The 17944-nt window shown below is 69.7% G+C and carries 15 protein-coding genes; 6 read left to right on the forward strand and 9 right to left on the reverse strand.

Translation table 11 applies throughout. The features are described from left to right. Positions 1–4: 4 nt before the first annotated feature. Both QOZ99_RS02895 and petA read right to left on the reverse strand, forming a co-directional pair. Entirely contained in the window at positions 5–1279 is a 1275-nt protein-coding gene (locus tag QOZ99_RS02895) for a cytochrome b (RefSeq protein WP_306888380.1), read from the reverse strand. A 24-nt stretch (positions 1280–1303) separates the two neighbouring features. After that, positions 1304–1870, reverse strand: a complete 567-nt coding sequence (petA, locus tag QOZ99_RS02900) for a ubiquinol-cytochrome c reductase iron-sulfur subunit (protein ID WP_306888381.1) — start codon at positions 1868–1870, stop codon at positions 1304–1306. A 286-nt stretch (positions 1871–2156) separates the two neighbouring features. Between petA and QOZ99_RS02905 the strand changes: the two genes are divergently transcribed. After that, on the forward strand, positions 2157–2621 hold the full coding sequence (locus QOZ99_RS02905) for a tRNA (cytidine(34)-2'-O)-methyltransferase (RefSeq protein ID WP_306888382.1): 465 nt from the start codon (positions 2157–2159) through the stop codon (positions 2619–2621). A gap of 32 nt (positions 2622–2653) precedes the next feature. On the opposite strand, the gene hemF is transcribed toward QOZ99_RS02905, so the two are convergent. Next, positions 2654–3535, reverse strand: coding sequence for an oxygen-dependent coproporphyrinogen oxidase (gene hemF / locus QOZ99_RS02910; RefSeq protein WP_306888383.1), 882 nt, complete (start codon positions 3533–3535; stop codon positions 2654–2656). An 86-nt stretch (positions 3536–3621) separates the two neighbouring features. Next, positions 3622–4317, reverse strand: a complete 696-nt coding sequence (locus tag QOZ99_RS02915) for a VIT1/CCC1 transporter family protein (RefSeq protein ID WP_306888384.1) — start codon at positions 4315–4317, stop codon at positions 3622–3624. Between the two features lie 133 nt (positions 4318–4450). Between QOZ99_RS02915 and QOZ99_RS02920 the strand changes: the two genes are divergently transcribed. Continuing rightward, entirely contained in the window at positions 4451–6313 is a 1863-nt protein-coding gene (locus tag QOZ99_RS02920; RefSeq protein ID WP_306888385.1) for an ABC transporter ATP-binding protein, read from the forward strand. A gap of 25 nt (positions 6314–6338) precedes the next feature. Here the strand turns inward: QOZ99_RS02920 and QOZ99_RS02925 are convergent, their stop codons facing one another. The 5 genes from QOZ99_RS02925 to QOZ99_RS02945 form a co-directional block, all read right to left on the reverse strand. After that, positions 6339–7610, reverse strand: coding sequence for a DUF3616 domain-containing protein (locus QOZ99_RS02925; RefSeq protein ID WP_306888386.1), 1272 nt, complete (start codon positions 7608–7610; stop codon positions 6339–6341). A 123-nt stretch (positions 7611–7733) separates the two neighbouring features. Beyond that, a complete protein-coding gene (locus QOZ99_RS02930; protein WP_306888387.1) occupies positions 7734–8993 on the reverse strand; it encodes a CCA tRNA nucleotidyltransferase in 1260 nt (419 codons plus the stop codon). Next, positions 8990–9250, reverse strand: coding sequence for a DUF6111 family protein (locus QOZ99_RS02935; protein WP_306888388.1), 261 nt, complete (start codon positions 9248–9250; stop codon positions 8990–8992). Before QOZ99_RS02935 ends, QOZ99_RS02930 begins: the two co-directional genes overlap by 4 nt. After that, positions 9250–9930, reverse strand: a complete 681-nt coding sequence (locus QOZ99_RS02940) for a CoA pyrophosphatase (RefSeq protein ID WP_306888389.1) — start codon at positions 9928–9930, stop codon at positions 9250–9252. Before QOZ99_RS02940 ends, QOZ99_RS02935 begins: the two co-directional genes overlap by 1 nt. Next, positions 9927–10517 (reverse strand): DUF1285 domain-containing protein, encoded by a 591-nt coding sequence (locus QOZ99_RS02945; protein ID WP_306888390.1) that lies wholly within the window; start codon positions 10515–10517, stop codon positions 9927–9929. The genes QOZ99_RS02940 and QOZ99_RS02945 overlap by 4 nt, the downstream gene beginning before the upstream one ends. A gap of 216 nt (positions 10518–10733) precedes the next feature. On the opposite strand from QOZ99_RS02945, the gene QOZ99_RS02950 reads away from it, so the two are divergent. From QOZ99_RS02950 to QOZ99_RS02965, 4 genes are all read left to right on the forward strand, one after another. Continuing rightward, positions 10734–11744: an AAA family ATPase gene (locus QOZ99_RS02950; protein WP_306888391.1), complete on the forward strand. Its 1011-nt coding sequence runs from the start codon at positions 10734–10736 to the stop codon at positions 11742–11744. A 122-nt stretch (positions 11745–11866) separates the two neighbouring features. After that, positions 11867–12838 carry a DUF58 domain-containing protein gene (locus QOZ99_RS02955; protein ID WP_306888392.1) on the forward strand — a complete coding sequence of 324 codons (972 nt, stop codon included), beginning with the start codon at positions 11867–11869 and terminating at the stop codon, positions 12836–12838. A gap of 5 nt (positions 12839–12843) precedes the next feature. Continuing rightward, on the forward strand, positions 12844–15720 hold the full coding sequence (locus tag QOZ99_RS02960) for a DUF4159 domain-containing protein (protein ID WP_370876784.1): 2877 nt from the start codon (positions 12844–12846) through the stop codon (positions 15718–15720). 109 nt (positions 15721–15829) lie between these two features. Next, positions 15830–17902: a hypothetical protein gene (locus QOZ99_RS02965; protein ID WP_306888394.1), complete on the forward strand. Its 2073-nt coding sequence runs from the start codon at positions 15830–15832 to the stop codon at positions 17900–17902. The last annotated feature ends 42 nt before the right edge of the window (positions 17903–17944 follow it).

Below are 17944 nucleotides of genomic sequence, written 5' to 3' on the forward strand. Positions count from 1 at the left end.
CCGCTCAACCCTTGGTCTGCGGCGCCGAGACGCCAGCCGAGGCGGGCGCGCCGCCCTTGTTCTTCCCCAGTACCGCCTCGGTGATCGAAGCCGGCACCGCCTTCGGCTTCTCGAACAGGCCGAGCAGCGGCAGGACGATGAGGAAATGCGCGAAGTACCACACGGTGAGGATGCGGCCGGCGATCACGTAGCCGCCTTCGGCCGGCTTGGAGCCGAGCCAGCCCAGACCGATGCAGACCGCGATCCAGATCCAGAAGAACTGCTTGAACAGCGGACGGTAGCGGCCCGAACGCACCTTCGAGGTGTCCAGCCACGGCACGAAGAACAGCACGATGATGGCGCTGAACATGGTGAGCACGCCGCCGAGCTTGGACGGCACCGCGCGCAGCATCGCGTAGAACGGCAGGTAGTACCATTCCGGCACGATGTGGGCCGGCGTCACCAGCGGGTTGGCCGGGATGTAGTTATCGGCATGGCCGAGATAGTTGGGAATGTAGAACAGGAACCACGCGAAGAAGATCAGGAAGCACACCATGCCGAACCCGTCCTTGATGGTCGCGTAGGGCGTGAAGGGCACGGTGTCCTTGTCCGACTTCGGCTCGACGCCGGTCGGGTTGTTCTGGCCCACCACATGCAGCGCCCAGACATGCAGGACGACGACGCCCGCGATCATGAAGGGCAGCAGGTAGTGCAGCGAGAAGAAGCGGTTCAGCGTCGCGTTGTCGACCGAGAAGCCGCCCCACAGCCATTCGACGATGGTCGGCCCCACCACCGGGAAGGCGGAGAACAGGTTGGTGATGACGGTCGCGCCCCAGAAGCTCATCTGGCCCCACGGCAGCACATAGCCCATGAAGGCGGTGGCCATCATCAGGAGGTAGATGATGCAGCCGAGGATCCACAGCACTTCGCGCGGGGCCTTGTAGGACCCGTAATAGAGACCGCGGAACATGTGGATATAGACCGCGATGAAGAACATCGAGGCGCCGTTCGCATGCATGTAGCGCAGCAGCCAGCCATAGCTGACGTCGCGCATGATGTGCTCGACCGAATCGAACGCCATCGACGCATGCGGCGTGTAGTGCATCACCAGCACCACGCCCGTCGCGATCTGGCAGACCAGCATCAGCGAGAGAATGCCGCCGAAGGTCCACCAGTAATTGAGGTTGCGCGGGGTGGGGTAGGAGACGAAGGAGGAATGGAGAAGGCCGACCAGGGGCAGCCGGCTCTCGAACCACTTGAGCGCCGGGTGCTTCGGCTCGAAGGTGGAGTGTCCGCTCATCTGTGAGTATCCCTGAACGCCGGCTCAGCCGATGGAGATCTTCGTGTCGGACACGAACTTGTAGGGCGGAATGGCCAGGTTCTCCGGCGCCGGCCCGCGCCGCACGCGGCCCGCGCTGTCATATTCAGAGCCGTGGCAGGGGCAGAACCAGCCGTCATATTCGCCCGAATGGCCGATCGGCACGCAGCCCAGATGCGTGCAGATGCCGATGACGACCAGCCATTTCTCGCGGCCCGCGCCTTCGGCGGCACGGTTCTCGTCGGTGGCGGGCGCGTCGGGGGCCAGATTGGCGTTGCGCGCCACCGGGTCCATCAGCGCGGAAAGCTCCGTCGCCTTCGCCTTGGCGATATCCTCGGGGGTGCGGTTCCACACGAAGACCGGCTTGCCGCGCCACTTCACGGTGACGATCTGCCCCTCGGCCACCTGCGTCAGGTCGACCTCGGTGGAGGACATCGCCAGCACCGAGGCGTCCGGCTGCAGCTGGGAGATGAAAGGCCACGCCAGAGCCGCGGCGCCAACCGCGCCCATCGCGCCGGTCGCGAGATACAGGAAGTCGCGGCGGGTAGGTTCCGCCGTCCCGGATGTTGCCACGATGGTTCCCTTCCCCTTGTGCCTAATGACCGCGGCGCTCCCCCACGCCGTCGCCTTTGCTCCGAACCATGCCTCGCGTCGTGCGAACACGACAGGAACGGTCCGCGGTCGACCTTACCTTCGAGTGCCTCTAATTGCATCGGAACCGGCCCTTGTCCAGATGAGTGCCGTGCGGCAGTGCGTCCTGCCCCCCGCCCCGATCCTGCCTTGCCTTGCGCCGGATCCGGCGGCAGAGATTCCCCTGCGTCCTCGCGCCGCCCCCGCCGCTTCGCCGACAGATGACGTGATGCCCCTCGCCCTCGCCCTCTACCAACCCGACATTGCCCAGAATGCGGGCACGCTGGCGCGTACCGCGGCCTGCTTCGGCCTGCCGCTGCACATTATCGAGCCGGCCGGCTTTCCCGTCGGCGATGCCGGCTTCCGCCGGGCGGGGATGGACTATCTCGACCGTGTGGCGATCCGCCGCCATGTCAGCTTCACCGCGTTCGACGCCTGGCGGCGCGCGGAGGGGCGGCGGCTGGTGCTGTGCACGACGCGCGGCGCGGTGCCCCATACCGGCTTCGCCTTCGCGCAGAGCGATGTGCTGCTGCTCGGCCGGGAAAGCGCCGGCGTGCCGGAGGAGGTGCACGCGGAGGCCGAGGCGCGAATCATCATCCCGCTCGTTGCGGGCGCGCGCTCGCTCAATGTCGCGATCGCCGGCGCCATCATCCTGGGCGAAGCGCTGCGGCAGACCGGCGGCTTCCCGGGCTGAGCGCGATCCGCCCGTCGCCGCGCGGGCTCAGCTCACGGCCACTTCACCACAGGAGGCATGGAGGAGAGGATCGATTCGATATTGCCGCCGGTCTTGAGCCCGAAGATCGTGCCGCGGTCATACAGCAGGTTGAACTCGACATAGCGCCCACGCCGTACCAGCTGCTCCTCGCGCTCGGCGGCGTTCCACGGGGTAGCAAAATTGGCGCGCACGAGGTGGGGATAGATGTCGAGGAAGGCGAGCCCGACCGCCCGGGTGAAGTGGAAATCGGCCTCCCAGTCGCCGGAATCGAGCCAGTCGTAGAAAATGCCGCCAATGCCGCGCGACTCCTTGCGGTGCGGCAGATGGAAATATTCGTCGCACCACGTCTTGTAGCGTTCATAGTCGATCTGCGGGCGCCCCTCGCACGCCCCGCGCATCGCCGCGTGGAAGGCGATCGTGTCCGGGTCGTCCTGCGTGCGGCGGGCATCGAGCACCGGGGTGAGGTCGGCGCCGCCGCCGAACCAGGCTTTCGAGGTAACCACAAAGCGCGTGTTCATGTGCACCGCCGGCACATGCGGGTTGTGCATGTGGGCGATGAGCGAGATGCCGGTGGCGTGGAAGCGTGGATCCTCCTCCGCGCCGGGAATCTGCTTGCGGAACTCGGGGGCGAATTCCCCGTGCACGGTGGAGCAGTGCACGCCGACCTTCTCGAACAGTCGGCCGTGCATCATTGCCATAACCCCGCCGCCGCCCGCCCCGCCCGCATGGTCGGTGCGCTGCCACGGGGTGCGCTTGAACCGCCCCGCCTCGCCCGGATAGAGGCCGGCGGGCGCCGCGTCCTCCAGTCTCTCGAAGGCGGCGCAGATGCGGTTGCGCAGCTCCTCGAACCAGGCACGGGCAGTCTGCTGGCGGCTCTCGATATCGGCGGTCATGGCAATTCCCCGGATGCGCGTGACGCGCTTCTAGCGCCTCGGGCGAAGTGCTGGAAGGGTGCCGGGCCAAAGGCCGCCGGCCGCGCCTAGACCATCGTTCCCGACACCGCGCCGATCGCGTAGGTGAGCGCCATGGCGAGAGCGCCCCAGAAGGTGACGCGCGTCGCCGCCTTCACCGGATCAGCCCCGCCGGCCTTCGCGCCGGCCACGCCGAGCACGGCGAGGAAGAGGAGCGCGGCCACCGACACGGTGATCGGCAATCCCGAGGTGGGCGCGACCAGCACCGTGAGCAGCGGCAGGAACGCACCGGCCGCGAAGCTTGCGGCCGAGGCGAACGCCGCCTGCACCGGCCGCGCGGTGGTGATCTCGTTGATGCCGAGTTCATCGCGCGCATGGGCTTCCAGCGCATCCCGCGCCGCCAGCTGGCGGGCGACCTGATCGGCCAGTGCCGGATCGAGGCCGCGCCCGATATAGATCGCCGCCAGCTCCGCGTGCTCGGCGGCGGGATCGGCGGCCAGTTCCGCGGTCTCCCGCGCCAGGTCGGCATGCTCGGTATCGGCCTGCGAGGACACCGAGACATATTCGCCCGCCGCCATCGACATGGCGCCGGCGACCATGCCGGCAATGCCGGCCAGCAGCACCGCGCTGGGGTCGGCATTCGCCGCGGCGACGCCGACGATCAGGCTGGCGGTGGAAAGGATGCCGTCATTGGCACCCAGCACAGCGGCGCGCAGCCATCCGGCCCGGTCGACGAAATGGTTCTCGGTATGGCGCGGCCGCATGATGTGTCCCCCGGACCCTTGCTGGAGAGCCTGTCTGCGATCCCTAGCTTACGGCCCGGTGACACCGTGCGGGGAAACGCTCCGCAGGCTCATCCGACACACTGGTGCCGTATCCACGGTTCAGAAGGCGCCCATGTTCACGCGCATCTTTTCCTGGTTCGAGAATCTGGTCGATCCGCTGCGCCCGGTGCCCATCGTGCGGCCGCCGGAAGGGCTGCTGGCGTTCTATTGGCACTTCGTGCGGCAGAGCGGATGGATCTTCGTCGCCGCGCTCGGCGCTGCCTTCCTGGTGGCCATCGTCGAGGTGTCGCTGTTCCGCTATATCGGGCAGATCGTCGACCTGCTGCAATCCTCCAGCCCGGCGACGATCTTCACCGACCATGGCAGCCTGCTGCTGTGGATGGCCTTCGTCGTCGTCATCGCCCGCCCGGCCTCGAACGCGCTGCACGACCTTCTGGTGCGCCAGTCGATAACCGCCAATGTCGGCAGCCTGGTGCGCTGGCAGTCCTATCGCTGGGTGGTGCGCCAGTCGCTGGCCTATTTCCAGAGCGACTTCGCCGGCCGCATCGCCACCCGCGTTCTGCAGGCGGGGCCCGCCGTGCGCGGCTCGGTGGTCGAGGTGATCGACGCGCTGTGGTATGTCACGGTCTATGCCGTGAGCGCGGTGGTGCTGTTCGCCGAGGCCGACCTTCGGCTGGCCATTCCCATCGTGCTGTGGATCGCTCTCTACATCCTCGCCCTCTCGCGCTTCGTGCCGAAGGTGCGCCAGCTCTCCAAGACCACGTCGGAGAGCAATTCGCTGCTCTCCGGGCGCGTGGTCGACAGCTACACCAACATGATGACGGTGAAGCTCTTCGCCCATGGCGACCGCGAGGACGGCTATGTCCGCGAGGCGCTGGAGCGGCACAATGGCGATTTCAAGAACCAGCAGCGCCAGATCACCCGCATGGCGCTCACGGTCAGCATGCTGAACAGCCTGATGCTGGGCGGGGTCGGGGCGCTGGGCATCTGGCTGTGGTCGATCGAGGCGATCAACCTGGGCGCCATCGCGCTCTCCACCGGCCTCGCCATCCGAATCACCAACATGTCCGGCTGGATCATGTGGGTGGTGACCGGCGTGTTCGAGAATGTCGGCACGGTGCAGGAGGCGATCCTTACCATCGCCCGCCCGCACACGGTGGTCGACCCGCCACAGGCGCCGCCGCTGGCCGTGACCCGCGGCGAGATCCGCTTCGAGGACGTCACCTTCCATTATGGCAAGGGGGCGGGCGTCATCGATCACCTGTCGCTGACCATCCGCCCCGGCGAGCGCGTCGGGCTGGTCGGGCCATCGGGCGCAGGCAAGTCGACGCTGATGAGCCTGCTGCTGCGCTTCTACGATGCGGAAGGCGGATGCGTGCGGATCGACGGGCAGGACGTCGCCACCATCGCGCAGGAGACGCTGCGCGCCAGAATCGGCGTGGTGACGCAGGACACCTCGCTGATGCACCGCTCGGTGCGCGACAATATCCGCTACGGCAGGCCCGAGGCGGATGAGGAAGCGATCCGGGAAGCGGCGCGGCGCGCCCATGCCGATGCCTTCATCGACACGCTCTCCGATCCGCACGGCAATACCGGCCTCGACGCGCAGGTCGGCGAGCGCGGGGTCAAGCTCTCCGGCGGCCAGCGCCAGCGCATCGCCATCGCCCGCGTGCTGCTCAAGGACGCGCCGATCCTCGTGCTGGACGAGGCGACATCGGCGCTCGATTCCGAGGTCGAGGCGGCGATCCAGACCAATCTCGACGAACTGATGGCCGGCAAGACGGTGATCGCCATCGCCCATCGCCTGTCCACCATCGCCCGCATGGACCGGCTGGTGGTGATGGAGCACGGCCGCATCGTCGAGAGCGGCACCCATGCCGAGCTGGTGGCCAAGGGCGGGCTCTATGCGCGGCTCTGGCAGCGCCAGTCCGGTGGCTTCCTCGATGCGGACGAAATGGACACGGCGGCGGAATAGGTGGTCGGGTCCGAGGGGCCGTCGATCAGGGCGATGGCGGATTCGCGGTGACCTTGGGCTTCTCGGGCGCATCGGGCTTCTTGGCCGCATCGGGCTTCCTGGGGGCATCGGGCTTCTTGGGGGCATCGAATGTCACCGTCTGTCCGCCGCCTTCATCCGGGCCGTCGAACAGCAGCAGGACCTCGACCTTGCCGCCGTCATCGGTCAGCGGCAGCAGCCCCTCCGGCTTCACCCTGGCGCCATAGGATTTGAGGTTGAGCCGCCTGGTGAGTTGGCCATCGGCATATTGGAACAGCGCATAGTCGCCCATGGCGACGGCATCGCCCGGCGGATCGTTGGCCGGGCCGGCGAGGATGAGAAAGCCGTCGCGGAACGGGGCGAGATCGCGGATGCCACGCGGGCCGCCGCGGCTGTCGGTACCGAGCGCGACGGGAATCAGCGTGCTGTCCAGCGGGCCGGAGCCGAAAAGCGGGCCCGCCGCCACCGAGAGGATGAAGGCCCGGCCGTCGATGACCGGCGTGCGCAGCCCGGCATAGAGCCGCCCGTCGCGCACGGCGAGTCCCTCGATGGACAGGCCCTGCTGCTGCAGCGCGGCGTTGCTCAGCGCCGCAAGTTCGGGCTGCGCGGCGATGGCCTCGTTGAGCCGGCGCGTCGGGCAGAACGACAATGGCCCCATCTTCCGCTGGTCGGATGGCAGAGGCGAGGCGCCGGACGGGCACGCCTCCAGCGCCTTGCCGGTCCATCCGCCGAACAGGTCGACCGCTCCCGGCCCGACGACGATGCGGAACAGACGCCGGCTGGCCTCGGCCTTCGCGTCCTCCTCGGCGGCCTTGTCGGCCGTCTGGCCCGCCTTCTCGTGGCGCGGGCGGCCGTGCGAGCCGATCACATAGAAGGCGCCATCGGCATAGGCCACCGCCTCGCCATCGAAATCGAGCACCTTCTCCTTGCCCTTCGCGTTGCGAAAGATCTGGCTGGGGAACGGGATGAAGCCGCCGGCCTGGCCGCTCTCCTTCTTCACGATCAGAATCTGCGCGCCCTGTGTCTGGTCGTCGACCACGATGCACAAGCGTGGAAAACCGGCATTCCGGGCGCAAGCAATGCCGCTGATATCCTCGGCCCTGGCGTAATCCCCGGCATCGGCTGAACCGATGGGCCGGTCCTTCTTCAGCTCGCCGAACAGCTTGCCCTCAACCGGCCAATCCCGCGCCGACGCCTCGCCCGCGAGTGTGAGCGGAAGCAGCGCCAGAATGACCAGAGCCACCCCGCGCGCCGGTCGACGCCATTCGCCCGCGCTCATGCCGAATCCCCCGCTCGCCGTCCCCATGCCCGGCGTCGCGATTGCGAGCCCGCATTGCGCCGGAAATCAGGCCGCATCAACCTTGACGCGCGAAAAGCGCTGCCACACCCCTTCTGCGCCGGCCTATCGCGCCACCTTCAGGCTGGCCTGCACGATGGTGGCGAGCGCGTCCTCGCCAATGGGAAAGCCGGCCTCGATCCACGCCTCTTCGGCATGCTTGAGCGCGGCACCCAGCGCCGGGCCGGGCAGCAGGCCGCGGGCAAGGAAATCCGCCGCTCGCAGGGGAAATTCAGGCAGCGGCCAGCCGGCAGCGAGCGCGGCGAGCGCGCGCCAGCCGGCATCGTCCAGCGGCGCGCGGGAACGGGCGAAGGCGATCAGCGCCCGATCCTCGAAGGCCTCGCGCCCCATGCGGTAGACAAACGCCTTCTGGCCCTTCTCGCACATGGCCGGCGTCGGCGCCGGGCCGGCCATGGCGGCGAGCCGCGCGGCCTCCGCATTGGACAGCCGTAGTTCCTCGCGCAGCGCCAGCGCGTCCCGCTCGCCGTCCGGGCCCTGGCGCAGGGCGAGCGCCCCGAGCCGGCGCACGGCATCCGGCCCCCGTCCCAGCGCCGTCTCCACCTCGACCAGACGGGCGAAGGTCTCGACCGCGCCGGCCCGGCCCAGCACAAGCTCCAGCAGCCCGGCGCCCTGCATGTCGGCCAGCGTCGGCGCCGCGCGCGGCGCGACCAGCAGCTTCATCAGTTCGGCCCGTACCCGCTCGCGCGAGAGCCGGGCAAGGCCCTCGCGGTTACGGATCGCCGCCGCCAGCGCCGCCGCGTCGAAGGACCCGCGCCCATAGGCGGCGTGGAAACGGAACAGCCGGAGGATGCGCAGATAATCCTCGCGGATGCGCCGGTCCGGGTCGCCGATGAAACGCACCCGCCCCGCCGCCGCGTCCGCCGCGCCGCCGACCAGGTCGATGAGATCGCCCGCCCGCGTGAGGTAGAGCGCGTTCATGGTGAAGTCGCGCCGCGCCGCGTCATGCGCCCAGGAACGGCCGAACACCACGCGCGCGCGCCGCCCGTCGGTCTCCACATCCTCGCGCAGCGTCGTCACCTCATAGGGCTCGCCCTGCGCGACGATGGTCACCGTGCCGTGCTCGATGCCGGTGGGGATCGGCTTCAGCCCGGCGGCACGAGCGCGGCGCATCACCTCGTCGGGCGTCGCCGTGGTGGCGATGTCGATATCCGCGCGCAAACCGCGCCCGATCAGCCAGTCGCGCACCGCGCCGCCGACGATGCGGGCCTCCTCGCCATCGCGATCGAGCGCGTCGAGCACCTGGACCAGACCCGGCCGCCCGTCGAGCAGCGGATTGCGCGGCGGAGAGGTCGTTGGCGCACTCATTCGATATGGCCGGGCGTGAGCACGCCGTCCTTCCAGCTTGGCGGCACATAGGCGCCCGTGGTCGGTCCGCGCCCCGAGGCCTCGATCATATAGAGGCTGGCCGCCACCAGCAGCACCGCGACAAGCGAGCAGATGAGGAAGGCCCGCGTCGACCAGCCGCCGAGCCAGCTATCCACCTGCCGGCCGAAGCGCAGATAGAGCGCGAAGGCGATGAAGGGCAGGAGGAACAGCCCGATCTCCGGGAGAATGCGCAGCATCAGCCATAGATCCTGTCATAGAGGCTGCGCAAAATGCCTCCGGTGATGCCCCAGATGCGCCGTTTCTCATAGGTTATGGCATGGAAGCTGCGCATGAGGCCGAGCCACTCGCGGCTTTCGCGCTGGTGGTTGGCGGGGCTCATGAGGAAATCGAGCGGCACCTCGAACGCCTCGTCCACCTCGCCGGGATTGAGCGTCAGGCCGAAATCGGGTTGCACCAGTCCGACCACCGGCACGATGCGGAAGCCGGTACGCGAGAGATAGGCGTCGAGATAGCCCAGCGGCGCGACGAAGCCGCGCCCGAGCCCCACCTCCTCCTCCGCCTCGCGCAGCGCGGCATCGAGCGGCCCCGTATCCTGCGGATCGATCTTGCCGCCGGGAAAGGCGATCTGCCCGGCATGATCGGGCAGGTGCGAGGAGCGCAGCGTCAGCAGCACGGTCGGCCGCGGGCGCGCGATCACCGGGATCAGCACCGCCGCCGTCCGCGCCGCCAGGGCATCCACCATGCCGCGGAATTCCGGCGTCAGTTCATGGTCGCCGCGCGGCGGCTCGCCGGTGAGGTCGGGCGCCGCGAGCAGGCGCGTTCGGGCGCGGGCGAGGAAGTCGTCCAGTGTCACGAGAATTTCGCTCGCGGGAATTTCCGTCGCGCTGGCGGCAGGATCTGGCACGGCATGCGTCATAGACTGGCCTTCACGGTCTCGGCCGTCGCGAGAGGGAAGAACGCGCCGGCGGAAGCGGCGCCGAAAATGGCGCGCCCCTCGATCTCGCGCTCCTCGACCCGCTCGGCGAGGTCGAGAAACACCGCGCGGGTCAGCCGGGCCCACAGGCCCCGCCGCACATAGATATAGGGTCGCAATTCGTCGCTGCCCGGCTGCGGATCGAAACGCAAGGGGTGATCGGCGTCGCAGCGCACCAGATCGTCGAGATTGGTGCGGAACACGAGCGTCTCGCCGCCGGCCGTTGGCTCTACCGCCATGTCGACGGCGAGAAAGGGCGCGTCCTCGACGCGGATCCCCACCTTCTCGGCCGGCGTCACCAGCACGTAGCGCTCCTGTTCGCGCGTGAGCACCGAGGCGAACAGCTTCACCAGCGCCGGCCGGCGGATCGGCCGTCCCTCGTGAAACCACACGCCGTCGCGGTCGATGCGCATGTCGATTTCGCCGCAATCGGGCGGATTCCAGCGCTCGATCGGCGGCAGGGCGCGCTCCGGCGCATCGCCGACCGCACGCACCAATTCGTCAAATCGCACGGAAGTCTCTGAAATCACGGCCACATTCCTGTCATACGGGCGTAATCGCGCTTTCGTGATGCCCCGCCCGATAGTCGACGCGGTGTGAAGATAGCGTAAGCTTGCATCTGCGAAAGTCCGCGCCGGCTACCCGGGCCGTTGAGATGGTATCGGGCGGGTGCATTGCAATAAGTATTGTTGCGGCGCACCATGACCGACGCGGAACGCAGCAGGGTTCGGAACGAGGATCAGCGCATGACGTCAGCCACCGGCGAGAATTTCGAGTCCCTCGACGACATGATCGTCCGCTCGGCGGAAACGACGGCGGCCAATGTGCGCGCGGCCCGCGCCGGCATCGGCCAGGTCATCTTCGGCCAGGAGGCGGTGGTCGAGCGCACGCTGATCACCATCCTGTCCGGCGGCCATGGCCTGCTGGTGGGCGTGCCGGGCCTCGCCAAGACCAAGCTGGTGGAAACGCTGGGCATCGTGCTCGGGCTCGATGCGCGCCGCGTGCAGTTCACGCCCGACCTGATGCCCTCGGACATTCTCGGCGCGGAAGTGCTGGAAGAGGCAGCGGGCGGCCGGCGCTCCTTCCGCTTCATTCCCGGCCCGGTCTTCGCGCAGCTGCTGATGGCCGACGAGATCAACCGCGCGAGCCCACGCACCCAGTCGGCGCTGCTGCAATCCATGCAGGAAGGCCATGTCACGGTGGCCGGCATGCGCCACGACCTGCCCAAGCCCTTCCACGTGCTGGCCACACAGAATCCGCTGGAGCAGGAGGGCACCTATCCCCTGCCAGAGGCCCAGCTCGACCGCTTCCTCATGCAGGTCGACGTCGACTATCCCGACCGTGACGCCGAGCGGAAGATCCTGTTCGACACCACAAGCGCCGAGGAGACCAAGCCGCGCGCGGTGATGACCGCCGATGAGTTGGCGGCCGCCCAGCGGCTGGTGCGGCGCCTGCCGGTGGGCGAATCGGTGGTGGAGGCGATCCTCTCGCTGGTACGCTCGGCCCGTCCCGGCGCGGATGCCGGCGAGTTCGCCAAATTCATCGCCTGGGGCCCGGGCCCGCGCGCCTCGCAATCGCTGATGCTGGCGGTGCGCGCCCGCGCCCTGCTGGATGGGCGCTACGCGCCCTCCGTGGACGACGTGATCGCGCTTGCCGAACCGGTGCTGAAGCACCGCATGGCACTGACCTTCGCCGCCCGTGCCGATGGCGAGACGGTGTCCGGGCTGATCGCCAAGCTCGCCAGGCGGATCGGCTGAACCGGATCAGAACGGCGGCACGAAAGCCGCCGAACCTTCCCCCGCCGCAATCGCGGGGCATGTGCATCGCCCCTGAGAGGCCGGCCCCGCCGCGCCTGTCGAAGTGACGGAGATCTGATCGGGTGGAGTTCGATGCCGATAGTGCGGTGAGAAGTGCGGCGCAGGATGCAGCCGGCCTCGTCGCGGCCATGCCCCGCCTGGTGCTGGAAGCGCGCCGGATCGCCGCCAGCGTCTATCATGGCCTGCATGGCCGCCGCCGCGCCGGATCGGGCGAGAACTTCTGGCAATATCGCCGCTTCATGGATGGCGAGCCCTCCGCCCGCGTCGACTGGCGCCGCTCGGCGCGCGACGATCACCTCTATGTGCGTGAACGCGAATGGGAGGCCGCCCACACGGTGTGGATCTGGCCGGACCTGTCCAGTTCCATGGTGTTCGCCTCGCCGCTGGTGTGGGAAACCAAGCGCGATCGCGCGCTGGTCATCGCCTTCGCGCTGGCCGAGGTGCTGGTGAAGGGCGGCGAGCGGGTCGGCATTCCCGGCATCCTGCGCCCCACCGCCGCGCGCAACATCGTGGAGAAGATGGCGGAATCGCTGGTGCACGCGCCGAGCCTGCCCGAGAGCCTGCCGCCCGCCTTCTCCCCCTCCCCGCTGGCCGAGGTGGTGGTGCTCTCCGACCTGTGGAGCCCGACGCCCGAGGTGGTGGCGAGCCTTGCCGGCCTCGCCGCCAGCGGCGCGCATGGCCATGTCGTGCAGATCTGCGATCCCGCCGAGGAGACCTTCCCCTTTTCCGGCCGCGTCGAGTTCCGCGAGCCGGAGAGCGGCGTGCAGCTCACCATCGGCCGCGCCGAGACGGTACGCGCCGAATATGTGGCGCGCGTCGCCACGCACCGCGCCATCATTCGCCATGAGGCCGAGCGACGAGGCTGGAGCTTCATCATTCACCGCACCGACCGGCCGGCGAGCGAATTGCTGCTGGCGCTGCATGCGCGCATGAGCGGCGGAAGCTTCGGCGTCACCGCCCATCCCGAAGGCGCGCAGCCGGCCGCGTCGACCGACGACAGGCCGGCGGCCCGCGATGCGGGGCACGCGGCATGAACGGGCTGTTCGGACTTCCCCTCGCCTTTGCCACGCCGCTGGTGCTGACCGCGCTGGTCGGCCTGCCGCTGCTGTGGTTCCTGCTGCGGCTGGTGCCGCCACGCCCGCGCCGCATCGCCTTCGCGCCGACGCGCCTGCTGCTCGACATTCCGCCGAAGGAGGAGACGCCCGCCCGCACGCCCTGGTGGCTCACCGTGCTGCGGCTGCTGCTCGCCGCGCTCATCATCCTCGCCGCCGCCGGCCCCATCTGGAATCCGCCGGTCGCCGGCCCCGCCGCTTCCGGCCCCGTGGTGCTGCTGATCGATTCCGGCTGGCCCGCCGCCGCCAGCTGGGAGGCGCGCCGCGCCAGCGCCCAGGGTGTGGTGGCCGATGCCGACCTGCAGGGTCGCGGTATCATCCTCATTCCCACCGGCGAACCTCCGCTCGACACGCGCGTGCTGCGGCCGACCGAGGCGCGCGAGCGGCTGCGCACGCTCAGCCCGGTTCCCCATGTGCCCGACCGCGCCCCCGCGCTGGCGAGCCTTGCCAAGGCGCTGGAGGCGACACCGGACGCTGCGGTCATCTATCTCTCGGACGGCGTGGCGCTGGAGGGGGGGGACGCCATCCCCGCCGAGATCGCCCGGATCGTCGGGCAGCACCCGCTGACCACGCTCGCCGATGGCGTGCGCGAGCCGCTGGCACTGGCTGGCGCCGACAATGCCATCGATGCGCTCACCGTGAAGGTGCTGCGCGCCGACCGCGACACGCTGCCGCGCGAGGGCGTGGTGCGGGCGCTGGACATGCGCGGCCTCGCGCTCGGGCAGGCCGCGTTCGATTTCGAGCCCGGCGCCCGCGAGACGCAGGCGCGGATCGACCTTCCCGTGGAGATCCGCAACGAGATCGCGCGGCTGGAGATCGTCGACGAGGCCTCGGCCGGCGCGGTGCAATTGCTGGACAAGCGCTGGCGCCGGCGCACGGTCGGGCTCGTTTCGGGCACCGCCGCGGACCAGCGCCAGCCGCTGCTCGCGCCGTCCTATTACCTGACCCGGGCGCTGGCCCCCTTCGCCGATGTGCGCACCGCCGAGGGCGCCGGCACCTCCGAGGCGATCGACCGCTTCATCGACCAGAAACTGCCCGTCATCATCCTTTCCGATGTCGGCACGCTGCCGGACGAAACCCATGCCCGCCTCGCGCGCTGGATCGAGGGCGGCGGCGTGCTGGTTCGCTTCGCCGGCCCGCGCCTCGCCAATGGTTCGGACGACCTCGTGCCGGTGACGCTGCGGCGCGGCGGCCGGGTGCTGGGCGGCTCGCTCTCCTGGGAACAGCCGCAGACGCTGGGCGGCTTCTCCACGGAGGGCCCGTTCCGCGACGTGCCGGTGCCCAATGACGTGACGGTGCAGCGGCAGGTGCTGGCCGAACCCGATGGCCTGCTCGCCGCCCGCACCTGGGCGACGCTGTCCGACGGCACCCCGCTCGTCACCGGCGAGCGCAGGGGGGCGGGAACGCTGGTTCTGTTCCACGTCACCGCCGACACGTCCTGGTCGAACCTGCCGCTGTCCGGCGCCTTCGTCGACATGCTGCGGCGCGTGGTGGCGCTGGGCGGGTCGAGCGCGGCGGAAGCCGACAATGGCGGCACCACCGTCAACGCGACGACGGGCGAGACCGTGGCGCCGAGCCGGCTGCTCGACGGGTTCGGCGCCTTCCGCCCGACCACGCCGACCGCCAAGGCGATCCCGGTCGGCTATGGCGGCCGCGCCAGCGCGGACCATCCGCCCGGCTTCTACGGCCCGCCCGAGGGGCTGGTCGCCGTCAACGCGCTGCTGCCGCGCGACCGGCTGGTGGCGCTGGATCTCACGGGCCTCGGCACGCTGGAACCCTACCGCGCCGGCACGCCGCAGGATCTGCGCACGCCGCTGCTCATCGCCCTCATCGCCCTCCTGCTGGTGGATTCGTTGATCGTCTTCGTGCTCGGCGGCGGCCTGTCGCGCCTCACCACGCGGCGCGCGGCTCCCGCCGCCGCGCTCCTCATCGCCCTCGCGCTCGGCATGTCGGGCGGCACGGTGGCCGGCCTGCCCGGCGGCACCGCCCTCGCCCAGACGGCGCCGCCGGCGGCAGCGGCTCCCGCAGCCAAGCCGATGACGCCGGCCGAGATCGACTTCGCCGTCAAGGCCACCAGTTCCACCCGTCTCGCCTATGTCATGACCGGCGACGCCGAGACCGACGAGGTCAGCCGCTCGGGCCTTGCCGGCCTGACCCGCTTCCTCGGCGAGCGCACCGCGCTGGAAGCCGGCGAACCGATGGGCGTGGATCTGTCGCGCGACGAACTCGCCTTCTTCCCGCTGATCTACTGGCCGATCGTGCCGGGCGCGGCCAAGCCTTCGCCGGAGACGCTGGCACGCGTCGATTCCTTCATGAAACAGGGCGGCACCGTGGTGTTCGACACGCGCGACGCCGAGACTGTGCTGCCCGGCTCCAACGGCGCCGGTTCGCCGGCCAATGACACGCTGCGCACCATTCTCGCCGGGCTGGACATTCCCGAACTGGAGCCGGTGCCGCGCGACCATGTCCTGACCAAGGCGTTCTATCTGCTGCGCGACTTTCCCGGCCGCTTCACGGGCGGCAAGACCTGGGTGGAGGCGCTGCCCGCCGCCGAGGAGGGCGAGGAGCGCCCGGCCCGCGCGGGCGACGGCGTCTCGCCCGTGGTCATCACCTCCAACGATCTCGCCGGCGCCTGGGCGGTGGGGGAAGACGGCCAGCCGCTGCTGCCCATGTCCTCGGCCGGTCCGCGCCAGCGCGAACTCGCCTTCCGCGCCGGCGCCAATCTCGTGATGTATGTGCTCACCGGCAACTACAAGGCCGACCAGGTGCATGTCCCGGCGCTGCTGGAAAGGCTGGGACAATGAACGAATTGCGTGTCACGGCACCGCATGTCGCGCGCCCGTGCCTTGTCCCCGCCCCCCACGGGGAGAGATATGACGTCCCGGCCCGCCTCTTGACTGAAGGAGCCGGCGCATGAATTTCGGCCTCGCCTTCGATCCGCTGGTTCCCCTGCCCTGGCTGATCGGCCTCGCCGTGGTCGCGGCGCTGGTCGCGCTGCTGGTCATCGCCTCGCGCACGCGCGGTGCCGTGCTGCGGGCGCTCGCCCTCGTTCTCGCGCTGCTCGCCCTCGCCAACCCTTCGCTCACCCGCGAGGAGCGCGAACCGCTCTCTACCGTCGTCGCCGTGGTGGTGGACAAGAGCGCCAGTCAGGATTTCGGCGACCGCACGCAGATGACGCAGGCCGCCCGCGCCGAGCTGGAAACGCGCCTCGCGCGGCTGAAGGAACAGGGCGCCGAGATCCGCTTCATCGATGCCGGCGGGGGCGCCGGCGAGGTGGACGGCACGCGCCTGTTCACCGCGCTTTCCGCCGGACTTGCCGACGTGCCGCCCGAGCGGGTGGCCGGTGCCATCTTCCTCACCGACGGGCGGGTGCATGACATCCCCGCCACGGTCGCCGCGCTGGGCTTCCACGCCCCGGTGCACGCCATCGTCTCCGGCCAGCCCAATGAGCGGGACCGCCGCGTCGCGCTCACCTCGACCCCGCGCTTCGGCATTGTCGGGCAGACGCAGACCATCGGCTACCGCGTGGAAGACGAAGGCGCCCCGGCCGGCGCCCGCGTCTCCATCACCGTGCGGCGCGACGGCGAGGTGGTCGGGCGCCCCATCGTCACCGCCGGCCAGCCGGCCAATGTCGATGTCGAGATCACTCATGCGGGCGCCAACATCGTCGAGATCGAAGCCGCCGGCCTTGAGGGCGAACTGACCCCGGTGAACAACCGCGCGGCGGTGTCGATCGACGGCGTGCGCGACAAGCTGCGCGTGCTGCTGGTGTCCGGCGAGCCGCATGTGGGCGAGCGCACCTGGCGCAACCTGCTGAAGTCCGACGCCAATGTGGACCTCGTCCACTTCACCATCCTGCGCCCGCCGGAGAAGCAGGACGGCACGCCGATCAACGAACTCTCGCTGATCGCCTTCCCGACGCGCGAGCTGTTTCAGCAGAAGATCAAGGATTTCGACCTGATCATCTTCGACCGCTACGCCCAGCAGGGCGTGCTGCCGATGATCTATTTCGACAACATCGTGCGCTATGTCGAGGAAGGCGGCGCGCTGCTGGTCGCCGCCGGCACCGATTTCATCTCCGACGGCTCGGTCTACAACACGCCGCTGGAGGCCATCCTTCCCGCCGCGCCCACCGGGCAGATGACGGAGAGCCCGTTCCGCGCCGCGCTCACCGAGGCGGGCCGGCGCCATCCCGTGACCCGCAACCTGCCCGGCTCCGAGACCAGCCCGCCGCGCTGGGCGCCGTTCTTCCGCGTCATCGACACGCAGGGCGCGCGCGGCACCAGCGTGATGGACGGGCCGAACGGCAAGCCGGTGGTGCTGCTCGACCATGTGGGCGAGGGCCGCGTCGCGCTGCTGCTGTCCGATCATTTCTGGCTATGGGCGCGCGGATTCGATGGCGGCGGCCCCTATATCGACCTGCTGCGCCGGCTCTCGCACTGGCTGATGAAGGAGCCGGACCTGGAGGAGGAGCGCCTCAAAATGGTGGCCCATGGCGGCGATATCGTCGTCGAGCGGCAGACCATGGGCGATGCCGCGCCGCCGGTGACGATCACCACGCCCACCGGCACCACCCGCACGCTGAACCTGACCGTCGCCGAGCCCGGCCTGTTCCGCGCCACCTTCCCGGCCGACACGCTCGGCCTGTGGCGGGCGAGTGATGGCAAGCTCACCGCGCTGGTCAATGTCGGCCCGCTCAACCCGCGCGAATTCGCCGAAGTGACCTCCACCACCGACACGCTGCGCCCCATCATCGAGGCCTCGGGCGGGGGCATCTGGCGCATGTCGGCGCTGCCGGACGGCGTGCCCCGCGTCATTCCGGTGCGTTCGGGCGAGCGTTTCGCCGGCGAGGACTGGATGGGATTTGCCATGCGCGACGTTTCCGTCGTGCGCGGGCTCGGCCTGTTCCCGATCTTCGCCGGTTTCTCCGGCCTGCTCATCCTGCTCGCCGGCGTGGCGGCGGCCTGGGCACGCGAGGGGCGCTGACGCGGTCTTGCCGCTGGGGCATGCTCTCCCGCGATTCGAACG

Source organism: Ancylobacter amanitiformis (assembly GCF_030814815.1).
Taxonomy (GTDB): domain Bacteria; phylum Pseudomonadota; class Alphaproteobacteria; order Rhizobiales; family Xanthobacteraceae; genus Ancylobacter; species Ancylobacter amanitiformis.